This is a genomic window from Streptomyces sp. ISL-66 (genome assembly GCF_018614135.1).
Taxonomy (GTDB): domain Bacteria; phylum Actinomycetota; class Actinomycetes; order Streptomycetales; family Streptomycetaceae; genus Streptomyces.
Window position 1 is genome coordinate 1 of sequence record NZ_JAGGOW010000009.1, and the last position, 20,723, is coordinate 20,723.

Sequence of the window (20,723 nt, forward strand, 5' to 3'; positions counted from 1 at the left end):
CGGCGGCCGGAGCGGCCTCCTCGGCGGCGGGCGCCACGGGAGCGGCCGGAGCCTCCACGACGGGCGCGGCTTCGGCAGCGGGCGCCTCGGGAGCGGTCACGGCGCGCGTCGCACGGCGACGGGTACGAGCCGGAGCGGCGGCCGGAGCGGCCTCCTCCTCGGCGGGAGCGGCTGCCGCCACGGGTGCGGGAGCGGTCTCGGCGGCGGCTACGGGGCCGCCGGGGGGACCGGCCGGGCGGGAAGCGGCACGGCGGCGCCTGCGCGGAGGCAGGATGTCGCCGGGGGCGCCACTGTCGGCGGTGGTGTTGTTGTCGTTTTCGCTGTTGAGCATGCGGGGTTCTCCCGTCACGCTCCCGGGCGCCGCGGCTGACTTCCGGTCCGGCACGGCTTCGCGTAATGAGCGCGGAGCCGGCCTCCGGGGCGCGTTCGCCACACGGGAGCTCAGTTCAATGGCCGCCGGTTCCGTACGTGTAGTCCGTACGGCCTGGCGGAAGTCTTCAGGTCTGTTGCGCGGCCCGACCCAGGTGGCTCCCGAGTCCCAGGGCTGCGCGACGACGACGATCCCTACGCGGCGGGACCTTCCGGCGCCTTCGCGTCGGCGGTTGCGGCCGCCGTGGGTGGGGCGGTCGCGACAGCCTCGCGGTCGGGCGCGAGCGGGTCGGTCACCGTGCCGGACTCCTCGTCGAAGAGCCCCTGCGCCAGCCTGGTCACCGCAGCGGGGACCGGCGGCGTTAGGTCGGCCACAGCTCGGAGACCGGACAGGACGTCGTCGGGTCGCACGGCAGGTGTCAGATGCCGAACAACCAGCCGCAGTATCGCACAAGCATGGTCCAGGGGCCTATCACCCGCTGCCGCGACCGCTTCCAGAGCGACCACGGCTCCGCGCGTGTCGAAGGTCCGCATGCCGTTCTTGGTGCGGCGCTGGACCTCGACGGCCTCGGCGGCGAGGAAGGCTTCGACGGCCCGCTCGGCGTCCGCGGGCTCCACGCCGTCCAGGCGCAGCTCCCATACGGAGGCGGTCAGCCGGTCGGCGAGCCCTGAGGTGCGGGCCTCGACGGCGTCGATGATGTCGAGGCCGACGGGCATCGAATCGTCGAGCAGCTTGCGCAGGACCGCGGGGTCGCGGGATTCCGCGAGGGCGATCTCCAGGTACTCGGCCTCGCTGCCCGTCCCGGTCGGGGCGGCGTTCGCGTACGAGACGCGGGGGTGCGGGGTGAAGCCCGCCGAGTACGCCATGGGTACCTCGGAGCGGCGCAGGGCCCGCTCGAAGGCACGCTGGAAGTCCCGGTGGCTGGTGAACCGGAGGCGGCCGCGCTTGGTGTAGCGCAGACGAATGCGCTGCACCACCGGTGCGGGAGGCGGGCCTTCGGGCTGGCGCTTGCCCAGTGGTTCTTCTCCTTGTGCGGGGCTCCGCGGCTCGCGCGTCGCCCTGAGGTCTGTGGAGCCTGCCGGCCCGCCGTGCCCTCCGGCTCACCCCTGCTTGTACAAGGAGATCTCGGGGGCGGGCGTGTCGCCTGCGGCTGTCTTACTACCCAGAGTACGCGCCCGTGACCTCGCCGGTTCCCGGGGCGGCCCGCCGAACAGTGCCCGGCGTACGTCGTCCCCCGCCTCGCGGACCGCGAGGCGGGAGGTCCGCCAGACCTCGCCGACGGCGCGGCCGACGGGAGCGATCGCCTGCCGGTGCACCGTGCGGACCGCGCGGCGGGCGGCGGTCCACGCCGCGCGGACGGCGTGCCCGACGGGCGTGGCGATCCGCCGGTACGTCCAGGTGACCGGCCGCACGACGAGTCCGCGCCACAGCCGTACGAGGCCGCGCCCGAGCGCCCGGCTCAGCCGGCCGGCGAGGTGCCAGGCGCTGACGAGCAGCCGGCCCAGCGGGGTGAGCAGATACGTGTACAGCACCCGCCCGACCGGCGCGACGACGTACCGCCACAGCGCCCGCACGGGCAAGACCAGCAGGTACCGGACCAGTTGGGTGACCAGCCACGCGAGGCCGTGCCCGAGCGGCACCAGGACGTACTGCCCGACCGGAACCATGACGAACCGCCAGATCCCGACCCACGGCCAGACGAACAGCGCCATCGCCAGTGCCCAGCCGCCCCACTTGATGCCCGTACCGAGCGGCAGCAGCACGTACGCGTACAGGCCCTGCCCCAGCTGGCCGATCCCCCGGCCGAGCGGCCCCAGCAGGTAGGCGTACACGGCCCGCCCGACCCAGCCCGCGCCCTGGCCGACCGGCCGCAGGACGTACGCGTACACACCCCGCCCGAACCAGGCGATCGCCCTCCCGACCGGGACGACGACGAAGCGCCAGAGCCCGACCCAGGGCCAGTAGAAGACCGTCTTCACCAGGATCTCGATCACCAGCCCGAGCCCGCGCAGCGCCGGCCGCAGAACGTGCTCCCACAGCGGCCCGAGGACCGTCCGGTGGAGCATCCGCGCGGCGGCGACGAGCAGGTCCCAGACCACCCGTACGGGCAGCACGATCAACACCGCCACGATCTTCACGGGGATCCGGACGGCCCCCACCAGACACCCGTCACCCTGCGGCGCCGGCTGCGACTTCTCGAGTTCCATGCCCCTAAGGACACACCAGGGCCCCGCGCCGTTGCACCGGGGGCCGCTGTTCAGTAGATGGCGGAAACCTTCAACCGGTGATCGAACGAACATGCCCCCCACCGATCCCGGTGGGGGGCATGGACGGGGCCGCCGGGCTCAGCCCGAGGTCACTTCACGACCGAGAGGGGCAGCAGCTTCTGCCCGGTCGGTCCGATCTGAATGCTGGTCTGCATCTGCGGGCACACGCCGCAGTCGAAGCACGGGGTCCAGCGGCAGTCCTCGACCTCGGTCTCGTCGAGGGCGTCCTGCCAGTCCTCCCAGAGCCAGTCCTTGTCGAGACCGGAGTCCAGGTGGTCCCAGGGCAGCACCTCTTCGTAGGTGCGCTCGCGGGTCGTGTACCAGGCCACGTCCACGCCGTACGCGGGCAGGGTCTTCTCGGCCGCCTGCATCCAGCGGTCGTAGCTGAAGTGCTCGCGCCAGCCGTCGAAGCGGCCGCCCGACTCGTACACGGCGCGGATGACGTCGCCGATGCGGCGGTCACCGCGCGAGAGCAGGCCCTCGACGACGCCCGGCTTGCCGTCGTGATAGCGGAAGCCGATGGAGCGACCGTACTTCTTGTCCCCGCGGAGCTTGTCCCGGAGTTTGGCCAGACGGGCGTCCGTCTCCTCCGCCGACAGCTGCGGCGCCCACTGGAAGGGGGTGTGCGGCTTCGGCACGAACCCGCCGATCGACACCGTGCAGCGGATGTCGTTCTGGCCGGAGACCTCGCGGCCCTTGGCGATGACGTTGACCGCCATGTCGCCGATCTGGAGCACGTCCTCGTCGGTCTCGGTCGGCAGGCCGACCATGAAGTACAGCTTCACCTGGCGCCAGCCGTTGCCGTACGCCGTGGCGACCGTACGGATCAGGTCCTCTTCGGAGACCATCTTGTTGATGACCTTGCGCATGCGCTCGGAGCCGCCCTCGGGGGCGAAGGTCAGGCCGGAGCGGCGGCCGTTGCGGGTCAGCTCGTTGGCCAGGTCGACGTTGAAGGCGTCCACGCGGGTCGACGGGAGGGACAGGCCCACCTTGTCGTCCGTGTAGCGGTCGGCCAGGCCCTTGGCGATGTCCGCGATCTCGGAGTGGTCGGCGGAGGAGAGCGAGAGGAGACCGACCTCTTCGAAGCCCGTCGCCTTGAGGCCGCGCTCCACCATCTCGCCGATGCCGGTGATGCTTCGCTCCCGCACGGGGCGCGTGATCATGCCGGCCTGGCAGAAACGGCAGCCGCGGGTGCAGCCGCGGAAGATCTCCACGGACATGCGCTCGTGGACGGTCTCGGCGAGCGGGACCAGGGGCTGCTTGGGGTAGGGCCATTCGTCGAGATCCATGACGGTGTGCTTGGACACGCGCCACGGCACGCCCGACCGGTTCGGGACGACGCGGCCGATGCGGCCGTCCGGCAGGTACTCGACGTCGTAGAAGCCCGGTACGTAGACGCCGCCGGTCTTCGCGAGCCGCAGGAGGACCTCTTCGCGCCCGCCCGGCCGGCCCTCCGCCTTCCAGGCGCGGATGATCTCGGTCATGTCGAGGACGGCCTGCTCGCCGTCGCCGATGACCGCGCAGTCGATGAACTCCGCGATCGGCTCGGGGTTGAAGGCCGCGTGGCCGCCCGCGAGGACGATGGGGTGATCGAGCGTACGGTTCTTGGCCTCCAGCGGGATGCCCGCGAGGTCGAGGGCCGTCAGCATGTTGGTGTAGCCGAGCTCGGTGGAGAAGGAGAGCCCGAAGACGTCGAAGTCCCCGACCGGACGGTGCGAGTCGACGGTGAACTGCGGCACCTTGTGCTCGCGCATCAGCTCTTCGAGGTCCGGCCACACGCTGTACGTGCGCTCCGCGAGCACGCCCTCGCGCTCGTTCAGCACCTCGTACAGGATCATGACGCCCTGGTTGGGCAGGCCGACCTCGTACGCGTCCGGGTACATGAGCGCCCAGCGCACGTCGGCGCTGTCCCAGGGCTTGACGGTGGAGTTGAGCTCACCGCCGACGTACTGGATCGGCTTCTGGACGTGCGGGAGCAATGCCTCGAGCTGAGGGAAGACCGACTCGGTCATCACGCGACTTTCTGAAGCGGGCAGGGGGCGACTCTCAAGCGTACCCCGGGGCCCGGTGGCCCCCCGCCCCGTGATCAGCCGCGCAGTGCACCCGCCCGGGCCTTGGTTCCCTCCCACGCCTCGGGCAGTTCCCGCTCGCGGCGCTCGGACAGCGCTTCCTCGCGGGCGTAGAGCACGCCCCAGGTGAACGAGGACTCCCCCGCCCCGGCCGCCTGGACCGCGAGCCCGCGCAGGGCCTCCCGGGCGACGACGCTGTCCTGGTGGTCGCCGAGCAGGCTCTGGACCGCCTTGACAGACTTGGCCAGGCGCTTGGCCGGCTTGCCGAGGACCGGGGTGGCCGCCTCGGCCGCGTACCGGGCGCGTTTCGCCGCCTTGCGGGCGTCGTGCAGGGCCAGGTCGCGGGCCGGGCCCAGCTCCATGGCCAGTGCGCCTTCGACCCGGCCGGCGAGGCGTTCGTAGTCGCCGATGACGGCCGCGGGCAGGGCCGCGTCGGCGGCCCGGCCGGCGGTCTTCAGCAGCGGGGGGTCGGCCAGCAGGGCGTCGAGGTCGTTCAGCAGGGCCACGTAGCGCCTGCTGTCGAGGGCGGCGAGCGCCACGCGGCGCGACCCGGTGCGGCGGGCGGTGTTCCAGATCTTCAGGCGGCCGCGGACCGGGCCCAGCTGCAGGGTCACCGGGAGTTCGCCGAGCCGGGTCTGGATCCGCTCCAGCAGCACCTCCTGGTCGCGGTCGACCCCGAGCTCGCCGGCGAGCCAGCGCAGCTCCTCGCGGATCGGGCCGGTCGCGTCGGGGTCCAGGACCCGGCGGTAGGTCTTGAAGGCGCTGCGCAGCCGCCGGGTGGCGACCCGCATCCGGTGGACGGAGTCCGGCAGCCCGCGGCGTACGGCGGGGTCCTGGGCGATCAGGGTGTCGCGCTGTTCGCGCAGGTACGCGAGGACGTGCGCGCCCGTCGTGCCCTCGGGCGGCCGGGCCTCGGCGCGGGCCGGCGGCTCGGCGGAGGTCTCGGCGAGGGCGCGGGCCAGCTTGGAGGGCGCGGGGCAGACCCGGAGCCCTGCTGTGCGGAACTTCTTCTCGACGGCGTCGAGCAGCTCCGGGCCGACCCCGTCGGCGAGTTCCACTTCGACCTCGGTCCAGGCAGCGGTGGCGCCGGCTCGCTCGGCCCGCACGGCGTCGGTGGACAGCTCCGCGAGGAGGGCCCCGTCGACGTCGAGGAGGTGGCTGACCTTGCGCGAGGACAGCAGTCTGACCTGCGGTTCCAGGGCCTCGTCACGGATCCGGGAGCGGAGCAGGGCGGCGAGCGGGCGCGGGACGGTGTCGCTGAGCGCAGCCGTGATCTCGTCGCGCACGCCGGGTGACACCGGCAGTTTCAGGTGCCAGCCCGCGTCTTTGCCGCCGGTGCGCCGCCGCAGGGTGAGCCCGTCGGCGGCGAGCCGCTGGTCGTGGGTGTCGTAGTAGACGGCGTCGAGGTCCACGGTGCCCTGGTCGGTGACGGCCGCGACGTCGGCCGTGCCCGTCAGGTCCGGCACCCCGCGCCGGGCCTGCTTGACCGTGGAGAACTCGAACTTCCGCTCGATCTCGCGCTTCGTGTCCGCCATGAACCGAACCTAGTCCCGAACGGGCGACGAGGTGAAGGCGAACGGGGAGAGCGGCCGAAAGCGTCCCCCGTGCGGCTGGTCAGGCCGACATCGGCCGCTGCACCCTGATCGACTGGAGCAGCCCGACGGCCACCCACACGGCGAACATCGATGACCCTCCGTAGGACACGAACGGCAGCGGGAGCCCCGCCACCGGCATGATTCCCAGCGTCATCCCGATGTTCTCGAAGGCCTGGAAGGCGAACCAGGCGATGATCCCGGCGCACACGATCGTCCCGTACAGCTCGGTCGTCTCGCGGGCGATGATGCAGGCCCGCCACAGGATGACGCCCAGGAGCACGAGGATCAGCCCGGCTCCGACGAAGCCGAGCTCCTCCCCCGCGACCGTGAAGACGAAGTCGGTCTGCTGCTCCGGCACGAACTGGCCGGTGGTCTGCGAGCCGTGGAAGAGCCCGGATCCCCTCAGGCCGCCGGAGCCGATGGCGATCCGCGCCTGGTTGGTGTTGTAGCCGACGCCCGCGGGGTCGAGCTCCGGGTTGGCGAAGGCCGCGAAGCGGTTGATCTGGTACTCGTCGAGGATGCCGAGCTGCCAGATCAGGATGGCGCCGGCGGCCCCCGAGCCGAGCAGGCCGAACACCCAGCGGTTGGAGGCGCCGGAGGCCAGCAGCACGCCGAGCACGATGACGACCATGACCATGACGGAGCCGAGGTCGGGCATCAGCATGACGATGCCCATCGGGGCGGCCGCCAGGCACAGCGCCTTGACGACGGTGCGGTGGTCGGGGTGCGCGAGGTCCCCCGCGTCCACGCGGGTCGCGAGCAGCATCGCCATGCCCACGATGATCGTGATCTTCACGAACTCGGAGGGCTGGAGCGAGAAGCCGCCGCCGATCACGATCCAGGCGTGAGCGCCGTTGATGGTGGCGCCGAGCGGGGTGAGCACGGCGAGGATCAGCACGAGGGAGAGCCCGTAGAGGATCGGCACGGCGCCGCGCAGGGTGCGGTGGCCGAGCCAGACGGTGCCGATCATCAGCACGAGGCCGATGCCGGTGTTCATGGCGTGCCGGAAGAGGAAGTAGTACGGGTCCCCGTTGTTCAGCGTGGTGCGGTTGCGGGTCGCCGACCACACCAGCAGGGAGCCGAGGAGGGAGAGGGCGAGCGCGCAGAGGAGTATCGGCCAGTCGAGCCGGCGCACCACGGAGTCGCGCGCGGTCAGCTTGGCCATCGCCCCGCGCTCGGGCGAGTACCGGGAGACGGAGAACTTGTTGGCGGTCTGCATGTCTGTTTCGGTCCTCAGTCGTGCTGCGCGGGACGCGCGGCGGGCGGGCCGGCGAGCGCGGGCGGCGCCAGCTCCTCCGGGGACGGCGGCACGTACGGCCGGATCTCGGGGGAGTCGATGGAGCCGTCGGGGCGGATCCTGGGCAGTTTCGCCTCGGGTCGCAGCAGCAGGGCCTTGTTCACGTCCTGCTTGCCGGCCATGTCGAGGCCGTAGATGGCGTTGTAGATGTTGCGGACGGCGGGGCCGGCGGCCCCGGAGCCGGTGCCGCCCTGGGAGATCGTCATGACGATCGTGAAGTCGTCGGTGTAGGTCGCCAGCCACGAGGTGGTCTGCTTGCCGTAGACCTGGGCGGTGCCGGTCTTGGCCCTCATCGGGATCTTGTCCAGTGGCCAGCCGCCGAACCGCCAGGCGGCGGTGCCTCCGGGCTCGACGACCATGCGCAGGCCCCTGTCGAGGTCGCTGATGGTCTTGGCGTTGATCGGGAGCCTGCCGTGGGGCTTGGGCTTGATCATGTCGATGCGCTTGCCGTCGGGGCTGATCACGGCCTTGCCGACGATGGGGTGGTAGAGCGTGCCGCCGTTGCTGATGGCGGCGTAAGCGGTGGCCATCTGGATCGGGGTGACGAGGACGTCGCCTTGGCCGATCGCGAAGTTGATGCTGTCGAAGGCCTTCAGCTGGTTGCCTTCGAGGCAGCTCTCGTAGGCGATCTGCTCGACGTAGGTGCCGCCCTTCTTGCCCTGCTTGCACCAGGAGTCCTTGTTGGCCGTCCAGAAGCTCTTCTTCCAGCGGCGGTCGGGGATGCGGCCGGTGACCTCGTTCGGCAGGTCGATCCCGGTCTCGGAGCCGAGGCCGAACTCGCGGGCGGTCCGGTAGAACCAGTCGTGGGCGTCCTTGTTGGGCTTGAGGCCGCCGTCGCGCTGCCACTCCTTGTGCCCGAGGGCGTAGAAGACGGTGTTGCAGGAGAACTTGAGGGCCTCGGCGAGGGTGATGGGGCCGTGTCCCTTGGACTCGAAGTTGGCGAAGCTCCGGCCGCCCATGTTGTAGGAAGCGCTGCAGTTGTACTTGTCGTCGAAGTCGTAGCCGGCCCGCACGGCCGCGCTCGCGGAGACCACCTTGAAGATGGAGCCCGCGGGGGCCTGGCCCTGGATGGCCCGGTTGAGCAGCGGGTAGTTGGAGTTCTTGCTGGTGAGACTCGCGTAGTCCTTGCCGGAGATACCGCCGACCCAGGCGTTGGGGTCGTAGTCGGGCTGGGAAGCCATCGCGACGACGCGGCCGGTCTTGGTCTCCATGACGACGACGGCGCCCGAGTCGGCCTCGTACTTGCGGCCGGTGATGTTGTCGGTCTCGTTGCGGACGGTCTTCATCGCCTGCTGGAGCTCGTACTCGGCGACGGACTGGACGCGGGCGTCGATGCTGGTGACGAGGGTGGATCCGGGCACGCCCGGGTCGGACTCGGTCTGGTGCATGACCCGGCCGAGGTTGTCGACCTCGTAGGAGGTGACCGCCGCCTTGCCGCGCAACTGCTTGTCAAAGGTGCGTTCGAGTCCGGAGCGGCCGACCTGGTCGGAGCGCAGGTGCGGCGAGTCGGAGTCCTTGGCCTTCTGGATCTCCTCGTCCGTGACCGGCGAGAGGTATCCGAGCACCTGTGCGGTACGGGCGCCGCCGGGTGCCGGGTAGCGGCGGACGGCGGTGGGTTCCGCGGTGATGCCGGGGAAGTCCTCGGGGCGTTCACGCAGTTGCAGCGCCTGCTGCGTGCTGGCTTCGAGGGTGATCGGAATCGGCTGGTACGGGGAGCCGTTCCAGCAGGGCGCCGGGGTCTCGGAGTCGCAGAGGCGGACCTTCTCCATGACCTCCTTGGGGGTCATGTCCAGGACGTCGGCGAGGCGGGTCATGACGGCCTTGCCCCGGTCCTTCATCTTCATCAGCGCCGTGCGGCTGGCGGAAACGACCAGCCTGGTCTCGTTGTCGGCGAGCGGGACCCCGCGGGCGTCGAGGACCGCCCCGCGCACGGCCGGCTGGACGACCCGCTGCACGTGGTTGCTCTTCGCCTCGTGGTAGTACTCGTCGCCGTTGCGGATTTGGAGGTACCAGAGGCGCCCGCCCAGGGTGAGGAACATCGAGAGGACGAGCACCTGGATGATGACGAGCCTGATCTGCACCCGGGAGGTGCGGCCGGTCTCCGGAACATTGGTCACGCCTGCTCCTCCCTCACAGCTTCTTGACGCTCTTCACACCCTTGATTCCCTTGACGCCCTTTATCCGGCCGGCCCGGTTGGCGCGGCTGCGGGCGGTCTTCATCCGCAGGCCGCCGCGCTGGCTGCCGATCCGCAGTCCGGTGCCGCCGGCCAGCCAGCCGGAGGCGATGTCCTTGCCCGCCGGGGGGCCGCCGTTGGCGTCGACGGCCATCGGGTCGTTCTCGGCGCGGCGGGCCAGCGCCATGATGAACGGCACGGTGAAGGGCGCGAGCAGCAGGTCGTAGAGGACCGCGGTGAACAGCAGCCCGGTCAGACCCACATGGCGGGCGGCCGTGTCGCCGACCAGCGCGCCGACGCCCGCGTAGAGCAGGGTCGAGGCGAAGGCGGCGCCGACGACGGTGAGCATCGGGCCCCAGGCGGAGCGGAACCGCCCGGTGTCGGGGCGGACCAGGCCGGCGACGTAGCCGATGGCGCACAGGACGAGCGCGTAGCGGCCGGCGGCGTGGTCGGCGGGCGGGGCCAGGTCGGCGAGGAGGCCGGCGGCGAAGCCGATGAGGGCGCCACTGACGCACCCGTACACGAGTGCGAGGGCGACGACGGTGAGGAGGAGCAGGTCGGGGACGGCCCCGGGGAGCTGGAGCCGGCCCAGGACGGAGACCTGGACGACGAGGGCGACCACGACGAGCGTGGCCGCGAGCAGGATCCGGTTGAAGCGCATGGTGGTCGGCTCCTACTCTTCGGCCGGCTTGCCGGGCGCGCTGGCCGACGGCGTGACCGTGACGGTGACCGTCGGGGTGGGCTTGGGCGCCTCGGGCTTGGGCGGCAGGACGGCGTCGCGCGGGTCCTCGCGCGGGGGCATCACCACGACGCCGACGATGTCCAGGCGCGAGAAGCCGACGAACGGGCGGACCCAGATGGTCCGGGTCAGGTCGCCGCGCGAGGGGTCGACCTTGACCACCTCGCCGATCGGGACACCGGGGACGAAGGGCTTGTTGCCGCGCGAGCCGAAGGTGACGAGGCGGTCACCGGGGTTGATCTTGGCCTTGCCGTTGAGCATCTGCACGGACAGCGCGCGGTCGCCCTGGCCGGTGGCGAAACCGAGCTCGCCGGTCTTCTCCAGACGCGTGCCGACGGTGAAGTCGGGGTCGTTGGCGAGGACCACGGTCGCGGTGTCGGGGCCGACGGTGGCGACGCGGCCGACGAGTCCGTCCCCGTTCAGGACGGTCATGTCGCGCTCGATGCCGTCCTTGCTGCCGGCGTCGATGGTCACGGTCCAGGAGAAGCCCTGGGCCGCTCCTATGGCGATGACCTCGGCGCCCTTGATGCCGTACTGGCCGGCGCCCGCGCGCTTGAGCATCTCGTCCAGTTCGCGGATCCTGCTGCGGGTCTGGTCGTCGCTGCCCAGCTTGGCCTTCAGCGCCGCGTTCTCGCGCTCCAGCGTCGCGATGCGGTTGTGCCGCTCGCCGGAGTCCCGTACCGCCCCTATGGCGTTGGCGACCGGGTCGACCCCTTTGGCCACGCCCTTCTCGACCGGCCCGAAGACCGCTGCGGCGGCCTGCCGGGCACCGTCGACGGGCGAATCCTCGCCCGTCCTGATGTCCACCGTGATCAATGCGAACGCGATGGCGATCAGAAGCACCAGGAGCAGCCGGCTTTCTCGTGTGTCCCTCACGTGCGGCGGCCGTGCCTTCCTCGTAGTTACCCGTGCGGCGGAGCCGCTCCGGTGGAGCCGGGGCTCGAACCGGACCTTGCCTGTATATCAACGATCCGCCGTACGGGCCCGGTAGCACCCGTACGGCGGATCATTTGCGTTCCACCGCCCCGCGGCGGGCCGGGTCAGCGTCGGGGCTGGGCGTCCAGGACCTGCTGGAGCGCCTCGAACTCCTCCACGCACTTGCCGGATCCGAGCGCGACGGAGTCGAGCGGGTCCTCGGCGATGTGGATGGGCATGCCCGTCTCGCGGCGCAGCCGCTCGTCGAGGCCGCGGAGCAGGGCGCCGCCTCCGGTGAGGACGATGCCGCGGTCCATGATGTCGCCCGAGAGTTCCGGCGGGCACTTGTCGAGGGTGGTCTTGACGGCGTCGACGATGGCGTTGACCGGCTCCTCGATCGCCTTGCGGACCTCGGCGGCCGAGATCACGACGGTCTTCGGGAGGCCGGAGACCAGGTCGCGGCCGCGGATCTCGGTGTGCTCGTCCTTGTCCAGGTCGTAGGCCGAGCCGATGGTGATCTTGATCTGCTCGGCCGTGCGCTCGCCGAGGAGGAGCGAATACTCCTTCTTGATGTGCTGGATGATCGCGTTGTCCAGCTCGTCGCCGGCCACCCGGATGGATTGTGCCGTGACGATTCCGCCGAGGGAGATGACGGCCACCTCGGTGGTCCCGCCGCCGATGTCCACGACCATGTTGCCGGTGGCCTCGTGGACGGGCAGGCCCGCGCCGATGGCGGCGGCCATGGGCTCTTCGATGATGTGCACCTGACGGGCGCCGGCCTGCGTGGACGCCTCGATGACGGCGCGGCGCTCCACTCCCGTGATGCCGGAGGGTACGCAGACCACGACGCGCGGGCGGGCCAGGTAGCGGCGCTTGTGGATCTTGAGGATGAAGTACCGGAGCATTCGCTCGGTGATCTCGAAGTCGGCGATCACGCCGTCCTTGAGGGGCCTGACGGCGACGATGTTGCCGGGCGTCCGGCCGATCATCTTCTTCGCCTCGGAGCCGACCGCCAGGATGCCGCCGGTGTTCGTGTTGATGGCGACCACGGACGGCTCGTTCAGGACGATCCCCCGGCCCCTCACGTACACCAGCGTGTTGGCGGTCCCGAGGTCGATCGCCATGTCACGGCCGATGAACGACATGTAGTTCCCCTTGTTCCCCATGAGGAGCGTCTGGCCTTCCAGTTGATAGCAGCTGCTGTCAGGTCGGCGAGGTGGGTGTGTGGGTGGAGGCCCCATCGTAGTGCCGCAAGTACGGACATCGCGCGACGGGACTCCGGCAAACCCGCCGGAACGGATACCCGCCCCCACAGTGGTGACGTCGTGTCCTGTTCATGCGTTCCCGGAATTCGCCGGTAATACCAAAGGGCGACCGAAATTACTTCGGTCGCCCCAGGTCATGAGCGCTATTCGGCTGATGTTCCGTCAGGAAAGAGTGATCAGAGCGACGGGAAGAAAAGCTTCAGCTCGCGCTGCGCGGACTCCTCGGAGTCCGAGGCGTGGATCAGGTTCTCCCGGGTGACGGTACCGAAGTCACCCCGAATGGAACCGGGCGCCGCGGCGATCGGGTCAGTGGGTCCGGCCAGCTGGCGGACACCCTCGATCACGCGTTCCCCTTCGACGACCAGGGCCACGACCGGGCCGCCCGCCATGAAGCCCATGAGCGGCTCGTAGAAGGGCTTGCCCTTGTGCTCGCCGTAGTGCGCCTCCAGGGTCTCCTGGTCCAGCGTGCGCAGCTCCAGCGCGGGAATGGTCCAGCCGGCCTTCCGCTCGATGCGGCCGACGATCTCGCCGATCAGGCCCCGCCGGACGGCGTCGGGCTTGAGCAGGACGAGCGTGCGCTGGGTCATATGGGTAACTCCTTGCGGCATACGGGTGCGGTCCGACGAGGCTACAGGGGCCCGGAGCCCCGCCGTACGGGGCCTTCCCCGGGCCGGGCCGGCCGGCTACGCCTCGGCCGGGGCCTCGGACTGCGCGGCGGCCCAGCGGGCCTTGATGTCGTCGATCCGGCGGCCGTAGTGGACCGAGCACCACCACAGGCCCGCGAACACCGCACCCAGGAAGAACATCATCGGGACCACCAGGCCGCTCAGGACCAGCCCGATCTGCAGGGCCCAGCCGATCTGGACGGCCCCCGGGCGGGACAGCATCCCGCACAGCAGCACCGACAGCAGCATCCCGGTCCCGCAGACCGTCCAGACCACGGCCTGGCTCAGGTCGCCCTTCATGGCGACCAGACCCGCGAAACCGATCACGAAGAACTCGCCGATCAGCGTCGAAGCACACAGCGTGCGCATCCCTCAGCCCCTCTTCAGCAGCAGGCGGGCCTCGCCCACCGTGATCACGGACCCGGTCACCAGGACTCCGGCCCCTCCGTACTCGGCCTCTTCCTCCGCCAGGGTGATCGCCGCCTCCAGGGCGTCGTCCAACCGAGGCTCCACCTGCACCCGGTCCGCCCCGAAGACCTCGACCGCGATGGCCCCCAGGTCGTCGGCGGTCATCGCCCGGTGGCTCGTGTTCTCCGTGACCACGACCTCCGCGAAGATCGGCTCGAAGGCCTCGAAGAGCCCGCGCACGTCCTTGCCCTCGCTGGCGCCCACGACCCCGATGAGGCGGCTGAAGCCGAAGGACTCGGTCACCGCGTCCGCCGTGGCCAGCGCGCCGGCCGGGTTGTGCGCCGCGTCCAGGACCACCGTCGGGCTGCGCCGCACGACTTCCATGCGGCCGGGCGAGGTCACCGAGGCGAAGGCCTTGCGCACGGTGTCCACGTCCAGCACCCGGGCGCGGTCCGCACCGATCCCGAAGAAGGCCTCGACGGCCGCCAGCGCCACCGCCGCGTTGTGCGCCATGTGGGCGCCGTACAACGGCAGGAAGATCCCGTCGTACTCGCCGCCCAGCCCGCGCAGCGTCAGCTGCTGGCCGCCGACCGCGACCTCGCGGGTGACGACGCCGAACTCCATGCCCTCGCGGGCCACCGTCGCGTCGACCTCGACGGCCTTCTTCAGCAGCACCTGCGCCGCGTCCACCGGCTGCTGCGCCAGGATCACGGTGGCGCCCGGCTTGATGACGCCGCCCTTCTCCCCCGCGATCTCGCCGGGCGTGGAGCCGAGCCGGTCCGTGTGGTCCAGGCTGATCGGGGTGACCACGGCGACCGCGCCGTCGATCACGTTGGTCGCGTCCCAGGTTCCGCCCATGCCGACCTCGATCACGGCCGCGTCCACCGGTGCGTCCGCGAAGGCCGCGTAGGCCATGCCGGTGAGGACCTCGAAGAACGACAGCCGGAACTCCTCGGCCGCGTCCACCATCTCCACGTACGGCTTGATGTCGTGGTACGTCTCGACGAACCGCTCGGCGGTGATCGGCGCGCCGTCCAGGCTGATCCGCTCGGTGATCGACTGCACGTGCGGGCTCGTGTAGCGGCCGGTGCGCAGCTCGAAGGCGTTCAGCAGCACCTCGATCATGCGGGCGGTGCTCGTCTTGCCGTTGGTTCCGGTGATGTGGATGGAGGGGTACGCGCGCTGCGGCTCGCCCAGGACGTCCATCAGCGCGGCGATCCGCGTGACGGAGGGCTCCAGTTTCGTCTCGCCCCAGCGCCCGGCCAGTTCCTGCTCCACCTCCCGCAGCGCTTCGGCCGCTTGGGGGTCGGCGGGCACGTCGGGCACCGGCTCGCCTTGAGGTGGACCGGCCTGCGCGCGCAGGGTGCGGCTGCCCGCAGCGATCACCGCCAGGTCGGGGTCGCGGTCGGATTCCTCCGCCACGATCTGGTCGAACTCGTCGAAGCTGTCATCGTGGCTCTCGGGCTGCTGCTCACTCACGGGACCCAGTCTACGGACGAGGAGCGGAAGCACTTCCGGCCTGGTCGCTTCGGGACCTCCGACGGCGAAGGCGACCGGATCGTTATGCGAGCCTTGCGGGCCGGAGACAGGTGAACAAATGCCGCAGGCCGGCACCAACAAGACGGTTTCCAGCCGCGCGTCCCGAATGAGCCGTCCGTGGCGGCGGTCAAGGCCGGCACGACCACCGCCCTGGCCGTCGGCACCGTACTCGGCCTTTCGACCGCGAAGGCCCCCACGCCGACCGACGGCGTGGGGGCCTTCGCCCGTGCTCTACGGGCCGCTGACGGGGCCTACGCGGCGGGCAGCGCCGCCAGCTGCGCCTGGAGCCGGGCGATGTCCGCCTCGGCCTTGGCGAGGCGGCCCTTGATCTTGTCCACGACGTTGTCGGGGGCCTTGGCGATGAACGCCTCGTTCCCGAGCTTCGCCTCGGCCTGCTGCTTCTCCTTCTCGGCGGCGGCCAGATCCTTGCTCAGCCGCTTGCGCTCGGCCGGGATGTCGATGGTGCCCGACAGGTCGAGCGCGACGGTGGCGCCGGCGACCGGGAGGGTCGCGGTGGCGCTGAAGGCGTCGCCTTCCGGCTGGAGGCGCAGCACCTGGCGGATGGCTGCCTCGTGGGCGGCCAGCACGGTGGCGGACAGGTCCAGGCGGGCCGGAACCTTCTGCTTGTCGTCGAGGCCCTGCTCCTTTCGGAACCGGCGGACCTCCCTGACCAGGCTCTGGACGCCCTCGATCTCGGCTTCGGCGGCCGCGTCGCGGAAGCCGCTGTCCTTCGGCCAGTCGGCGATCACCAGGGACTCGCCACCGGTCAGCGTGGTCCACAGCGTCTCGGTGACGAAGGGGACCACCGGGTGCAGCAGGCGCAGCATGACGTCGAGGACCTCGCCGAGGACCCGGGCCGAGGCCTTCGCCGGCTCGCCGCCCGCGAAGAAGGTCGTCTTCGACAGCTCGACGTACCAGTCGAAGACCTCGTCCCACGCGAAGTGGTAGAGCGCCTCGCTGAGCTTCGAGAACTGGTAGTCCTCGTAGAAGGCATCGGCCTGCGCGACCGTCTCGTTCAGCCGGGACAGGATCCAGCGGTCGGTCGCCGACATCTCCTCGACCGACGGCAGGTCGCCCTCGATCGTGGCACCGTTCATCATCGCGAACCGGGTGGCGTTCCAGATCTTGTTGGCGAACTTGCTGGAGGCCTGGACCCAGTCCTCGCCGATCGGGACGTCGACACCCGGGTTGGCGCCGCGCGCCAGGGTGAAGCGGACCGCGTCGGAGCCGTACTTGTCCATCCAGTCCAGCGGGTTGACCGCGTTGCCGAAGGACTTCGACATCTTCTTGCCGCGCTCGTCGCGGACCATGCCGTGCAGGGCGATCGTGCCGAACGGCGGGGTGCCGTCCATCGCGTACAGGCCGAACATCATCATCCGGGCGACCCAGAAGAAGAGGATGTCGTAGCCGGTGACCAGGACGGCGTTCGGGTAGAACTTCGCCAGGCTGTCGGTCTGCTGCGGCCAGCCGAGCGTGGAGAACGGCCACAGGCCGGAGGAGAACCAGGTGTCCAGGACGTCCGTGTCCTGGGTCCATCCCTCGCCGCTCGGCGGCTGCTCGTCGGGGCCGACGCAGACGATCTCGCCATTCGGGCCGTACCAGACGGGGATGCGGTGGCCCCACCAGAGCTGGCGCGAGATGCACCAGTCGTGGAGGTTGTCGACCCAGTCGAAGTAGCGCTTCTCCATCTCCTGCGGGTGGATCTTGACCTTGCCGTCGCGGACCGCGTCACCGGCGGCCTTGGCGAGCGGACCGACCTTGACCCACCACTGGAGCGACAGGCGCGGCTCGATGGTGGTCTTGCATCGCGAGCAGTGGCCGACGGAGTGCGTGTACGGACGCTTCTCGGCGACGATCCGGCCGTCGGCGCGCAGCGCGGCGACGATGGCGGAGCGGGCCTCCAGGCGGTCCAGGCCCTGGAAGGGGCCGTGGACGGTGATGACGGCGTGCTCGTCCATGACGGCGAGGTTGGGCAGGCCGTGGCGCTGGCCGATCTCGAAGTCGTTCGGGTCGTGCGCCGGGGTCACCTTGACGGCGCCGGTGCCGAACTCGGGGTCGACGTGCTCGTCGGCGACGACGGGGATGCGGCGGCCGGTGAGCGGCAGCTCGATCTCGGTGCCGACGAGGTGCTTGTAGCGCTCGTCGTCGGGGTGGACGGCAACAGCCGTGTCACCCAGCATCGTTTCGGCGCGGGTCGTCGCGACGACGATGGAGGCGTCGCCCTCGCCGTAGCGGATCGAGACGAGCTCGCCCTCGTCGTCCTGGTACTCGACCTCGATGTCGGAGATCGCGGTGAGGCAGCGGGGGCACCAGTTGATGATGCGCTCGGCCCGGTAGATCAGCTCGTCGTCGTAGAGCTTCTTGAAGATGGTCTGGACGGCCTCGGACAGGCCCTCGTCCATGGTGAAGCGCTCGCGCGACCAGTCGACGCCGTCGCCGAGGCGGCGCATCTGGCCGGAGATCTGGCCGCCCGACTCGCCCTTCCACTGCCAGACCCGCTCGACGAAGGCCTCGCGGCCCAGGTCGTGGCGGGACTTGCCCTCCTTGGCGAGCTCGCGCTCGACGACGTTCTGGGTGGCGATGCCCGCGTGGTCCATGCCGGGCTGCCACAGGGTCTCGTAGCCCTGCATGCGCTTGCGGCGGGTGAGGGCGTCGATCAGCGTGTGCTCGAAGGCGTGCCCCAGGTGGAGGCTGCCGGTGACGTTCGGCGGCGGGATGACGATGGCGTACGGGGGCTTCTCGCTCTTCTCGTCCGCCTCGAAGTAGCCACGCTCCACCCAGCGCTCGTAGAGCTTCCCCTCTACCTCGGCCGGCGCGTACTGGGTCGGCAGTTCGGAGTAGGGGCTGCTGGGTGTCTGCGTGTTCTCGGTCACGAGCCACAGTTTAGAGCGGTAACAGTCCAGTCATGAAACCGGCTTTCCCAGGACCCGGCGCCCTGAGCACCTCCGGCTTCCGCCAGGATGTGTGGAACGAATAAATAACCTCATGGGGGGACGCGGGATGAGCTACAACCAGCCGGGGCCGTACGGAGGCCAACAGCCGCAGCAGCCGGGGCCTTACGGACAGCAGCCGCAGCAGCCGGGGCCCTACGGGCAGCAGCCCGGACAGCCCGGGCCGCCGCCGTACGGCCAGCCCGCGCCTCAGCCGGGATACGGCTACCCGCAGCAGGCCCCGCCCGGCGTCCCGCCGCAGGGCTACCCGCAGCAGCAGCCCGCGTACGGCTACCCGCAGCAGCCTCCGTACGGCGGCGGGATGCCCCCGCAGCAGCCCCCTAAGAAGTCGAAGGCGGGCGTCGTCATCGCGGTGATCGTCGCGGTCGCGGTGATCGCGGGCGCCGGCTGGTACTTCACGCAGGGCGGCGGCGCGAGCGCCTCGATCTCGGCCGACACCAAGGGCTACAAGCTGGTCGCCCCGGAGTCGGTGGACGACTTCAAGAAGGACCCGAAGCACGAGCAGAAGAACTTCAGCGACAAGGACAAGAAGGAAGCCGAGGGGGTGGGCATCAAGAACCCCACCCAGGTGGAGATGGGCTACCAGGCCGGCGACCCGAAGAACCCGCTGACCGCCAAGGGCCTGAACTTCAACGGCCTCTACGGCGAGGTCGCGGACCCGGAGAAGTCGGTGGACTCGTACTTCGCCATGGCCAAGCTCAACGCCGGCAAGGAGAAGGAGCTCTCGGTGGAGCTGATCGGGAGCCCCCAGGCGATGACCCCGGCAGGCTTCAAGGGCGCGGTGATGAAGTGCCAGGAAATGAAGCTCACCTCCACGAGCACCACGCAGAAGGGGCCGAAGGAGTTCACCGTGCCGATCTGCGTCTGGGGTGACTACAGCACCCTGAGCATGGTCAGCGCCTCCGACGTGGCTTCCATCCTGGCCGGCAAGAAGGGCTACACCCTGGAGCAGACCGCGGAACTCACGGCGAAGCTCTATAACACCGCCCGCGTCAAGAAGTAGCGGACGGGGCGGCAGGTCATGCAGAAGGGGCGCCCCGATCGGGGCGCCCCTTCTGCATGACCTACGTCTGCCTGTCGGCTACGCCGACTTCTCCTGCGGCCCCTGGTCCTTCGGGACGATCCGCGGGACCAGCGTCGGGTTGACGTTGGAGCGGACGACCTCCGAGGTGATGACCACGCGGGCCACGTCCTTGCGGGACGGGACCTCGTACATCACCGACATCAGGACCTCTTCCATGATGGCGCGCAGGCCTCGCGCGCCGGTCTGGCGCAAGATCGCCTGGTCCGCGATGGCTTCGAGGGCCTCGCGCTCGAAGTCCAGCTCCACACCGTCGAGTTCGAACAGCCGCTGGTACTGCTTGACCAGCGCGTTGCGCGGCTCGATGAGGATCTGGAGCAGGGCCTCGCGGTCCAGGTTGTGCACGGAGGTGATGACGGGGAGACGGCCGATGAACTCGGGGATCATCCCGAACTTCACCAGGTCCTCCGGCATGACCTCCTGGAACTGGTTGCTCGCCTCGATCTCGCGCTTCGAGCGGATCGTCGCCCCGAAGCCGATGCCCTTGGCGCCGGCGCGGGACTCGATGATCCGCTCCAGGCCGGAGAAGGCGCCGCCCACGATGAACAGCACGTTCGTCGTGTCGATCTGGATGAACTCCTGGTGCGGGTGCTTGCGGCCGCCCTGCGGCGGTACCGAAGCGGTCGTGCCTTCGAGGATCTTCAGGAGGGCCTGCTGCACGCCCTCGCCGCTCACGTCGCGCGTGATCGACGGGTTCTCGCTCTTGCGGGCGACCTTGTCGATCTCGTCGATGTAGATGATCCCGGTTTCGGCCTTCTTGACGTCGTAGTCGGCCGCCTGGATCAGCTTGAGCAGGATGTTCTCGACGTCCTCGCCGACGTACCCGGCCTCCGTCAGCGCCGTCGCGTCGGCGATGGCGAACGGGACGTTGAGCATGCGGGCGAGGGTCTGGGCCAGCAGCGTCTTGCCCGAGCCCGTGGGGCCCAGCAGCAGGATGTTGGACTTCGCGAGCTCGATCGCGTCGTCCTTGCTCTGCCCGCCGCCGTTCTCGCCGGCCTGGACGCGCTTGTAGTGGTTGTACACCGCGACCGAGAGCGCCTTCTTCGCCGGCTCCTGGCCGACGACGTAGCTCTCCAGGAACTCGTAGATCTCACGGGGTTTGGGGAGTTCCTCCCACCGGACCTCGGAGGTCTCCGCGAGCTCCTCTTCGATGATCTCGTTGCAGAGGTCGATGCACTCGTCGCAGATGTACACACCGGGTCCCGCGATGAGCTTCTTCACCTGCTTCTGGCTCTTTCCGCAGAACGAGCACTTGAGCAGGTCGCCGCCGTCACCGATGCGTGCCACGAGGTACTTCCCCTTCGCCTGGGAGACGCCTGGATCAGCGCTCCTGGTGCCTCATATCCGACGGTACCTTGCCGGGGGCCCCGTGCGGGGCCCCCTTGACG

At 70.2% G+C, this 20,723-nt stretch carries 16 protein-coding genes; 1 reads left to right on the top strand and 15 read right to left on the bottom strand.

Features of this window, described 5'->3' with window-relative positions; genetic code table 11:
- From J7E97_RS02070 to J7E97_RS02135, 14 genes are all read right to left on the bottom strand, one after another.
- The coding region (locus tag J7E97_RS02070) for a hypothetical protein (protein ID WP_374224097.1) at window positions 1-331 on the bottom strand (331 nt) is incomplete at its 3' end.
- Window positions 332-564: 233 nt separating this feature from the next.
- The gene (locus J7E97_RS02075; RefSeq protein ID WP_215021553.1) at window positions 565-1,344 is read right to left on the bottom strand and encodes a TIGR03936 family radical SAM-associated protein; all 780 of its coding nucleotides are present in this window, start codon (window positions 1,342-1,344) and stop codon (window positions 565-567) included.
- Window positions 1,345-1,470: 126 nt separating this feature from the next.
- Window positions 1,471-2,577 (bottom strand): hypothetical protein, encoded by a 1,107-nt coding sequence (locus tag J7E97_RS02080; protein ID WP_215021555.1) that lies wholly within the window; start codon window positions 2,575-2,577, stop codon window positions 1,471-1,473.
- A gap of 149 nt (window positions 2,578-2,726) precedes the next feature.
- Window positions 2,727-4,652 carry a TIGR03960 family B12-binding radical SAM protein gene (locus tag J7E97_RS02085; RefSeq protein ID WP_215021557.1) on the bottom strand — a complete coding sequence of 642 codons (1,926 nt, stop codon included), beginning with the start codon at window positions 4,650-4,652 and terminating at the stop codon, window positions 2,727-2,729.
- 71 nt (window positions 4,653-4,723) lie between these two features.
- On the bottom strand, window positions 4,724-6,241 hold the full coding sequence (locus tag J7E97_RS02090; protein ID WP_215021559.1) for a CYTH and CHAD domain-containing protein: 1,518 nt from the start codon (window positions 6,239-6,241) through the stop codon (window positions 4,724-4,726).
- Between the two features lie 79 nt (window positions 6,242-6,320).
- Window positions 6,321-7,520: a rod shape-determining protein RodA gene (gene rodA, locus J7E97_RS02095; protein ID WP_215021561.1), complete on the bottom strand. Its 1,200-nt coding sequence runs from the start codon at window positions 7,518-7,520 to the stop codon at window positions 6,321-6,323.
- A 14-nt stretch (window positions 7,521-7,534) separates the two neighbouring features.
- On the bottom strand, window positions 7,535-9,715 hold the full coding sequence (mrdA, locus tag J7E97_RS02100; protein ID WP_215021563.1) for a penicillin-binding protein 2: 2,181 nt from the start codon (window positions 9,713-9,715) through the stop codon (window positions 7,535-7,537).
- A 13-nt stretch (window positions 9,716-9,728) separates the two neighbouring features.
- Window positions 9,729-10,433, bottom strand: coding sequence for a rod shape-determining protein MreD (mreD, locus tag J7E97_RS02105; RefSeq protein ID WP_215021565.1), 705 nt, complete (start codon window positions 10,431-10,433; stop codon window positions 9,729-9,731).
- A 12-nt stretch (window positions 10,434-10,445) separates the two neighbouring features.
- The gene (gene mreC / locus J7E97_RS02110) at window positions 10,446-11,387 is read right to left on the bottom strand and encodes a rod shape-determining protein MreC (protein WP_215021567.1); all 942 of its coding nucleotides are present in this window, start codon (window positions 11,385-11,387) and stop codon (window positions 10,446-10,448) included.
- 164 nt (window positions 11,388-11,551) lie between these two features.
- Window positions 11,552-12,571, bottom strand: coding sequence for a rod shape-determining protein (locus tag J7E97_RS02115; RefSeq protein ID WP_069923827.1), 1,020 nt, complete (start codon window positions 12,569-12,571; stop codon window positions 11,552-11,554).
- Between the two features lie 296 nt (window positions 12,572-12,867).
- Window positions 12,868-13,278 (bottom strand): nucleoside-diphosphate kinase, encoded by a 411-nt coding sequence (gene ndk, locus J7E97_RS02120; RefSeq protein ID WP_215021569.1) that lies wholly within the window; start codon window positions 13,276-13,278, stop codon window positions 12,868-12,870.
- 96 nt (window positions 13,279-13,374) lie between these two features.
- Complete coding sequence (locus tag J7E97_RS02125; protein WP_215021571.1) at window positions 13,375-13,725, bottom strand: DUF4233 domain-containing protein; 351 nt, start codon at window positions 13,723-13,725, stop codon at window positions 13,375-13,377.
- A 3-nt stretch (window positions 13,726-13,728) separates the two neighbouring features.
- Window positions 13,729-15,243: a folylpolyglutamate synthase/dihydrofolate synthase family protein gene (locus tag J7E97_RS02130; protein WP_215021573.1), complete on the bottom strand. Its 1,515-nt coding sequence runs from the start codon at window positions 15,241-15,243 to the stop codon at window positions 13,729-13,731.
- 311 nt (window positions 15,244-15,554) lie between these two features.
- On the bottom strand, window positions 15,555-18,176 hold the full coding sequence (locus tag J7E97_RS02135) for a valine--tRNA ligase (RefSeq protein WP_215021574.1): 2,622 nt from the start codon (window positions 18,174-18,176) through the stop codon (window positions 15,555-15,557).
- 127 nt (window positions 18,177-18,303) lie between these two features.
- Here J7E97_RS02135 and J7E97_RS02140 point away from each other — a divergent pair, with 127 nt between their 5' ends.
- Window positions 18,304-19,257, top strand: a complete 954-nt coding sequence (locus tag J7E97_RS02140; protein WP_215021575.1) for a hypothetical protein — start codon at window positions 18,304-18,306, stop codon at window positions 19,255-19,257.
- Window positions 19,258-19,335: 78 nt separating this feature from the next.
- Here J7E97_RS02140 and clpX read toward each other — a convergent pair whose 3' ends face one another.
- Window positions 19,336-20,622: an ATP-dependent Clp protease ATP-binding subunit ClpX gene (gene clpX / locus J7E97_RS02145; protein ID WP_215021576.1), complete on the bottom strand. Its 1,287-nt coding sequence runs from the start codon at window positions 20,620-20,622 to the stop codon at window positions 19,336-19,338.
- Between the last annotated feature and the right edge of the window lie 101 nt (window positions 20,623-20,723).

What these genes read in the sequence shown, in the direction of transcription:
- J7E97_RS02080 (WP_215021555.1), bottom strand. Translation starts at nt 2,577, where the DNA reads ATGGAACTCGAGAAGTCGCAGCCGGCGCCGCAGGGTGACGGGTGTCTG.
- J7E97_RS02090 (WP_215021559.1), bottom strand. Translation starts at nt 6,241, where the DNA reads ATGGCGGACACGAAGCGCGAGATCGAGCGGAAGTTCGAGTTCTCCACG.
- rodA (WP_215021561.1), bottom strand. Translation starts at nt 7,520, where the DNA reads ATGCAGACCGCCAACAAGTTCTCCGTCTCCCGGTACTCGCCCGAGCGC.
- mreD (WP_215021565.1), bottom strand. Translation starts at nt 10,433, where the DNA reads ATGCGCTTCAACCGGATCCTGCTCGCGGCCACGCTCGTCGTGGTCGCC.
- J7E97_RS02115 (WP_069923827.1), bottom strand. Translation starts at nt 12,571, where the DNA reads ATGTCGTTCATCGGCCGTGACATGGCGATCGACCTCGGGACCGCCAAC.
- ndk (WP_215021569.1), bottom strand. Translation starts at nt 13,278, where the DNA reads ATGACCCAGCGCACGCTCGTCCTGCTCAAGCCCGACGCCGTCCGGCGG.
- J7E97_RS02125 (WP_215021571.1), bottom strand. Translation starts at nt 13,725, where the DNA reads ATGCGCACGCTGTGTGCTTCGACGCTGATCGGCGAGTTCTTCGTGATC.
- J7E97_RS02140 (WP_215021575.1), top strand. Translation starts at nt 18,304, where the DNA reads ATGAGCTACAACCAGCCGGGGCCGTACGGAGGCCAACAGCCGCAGCAG.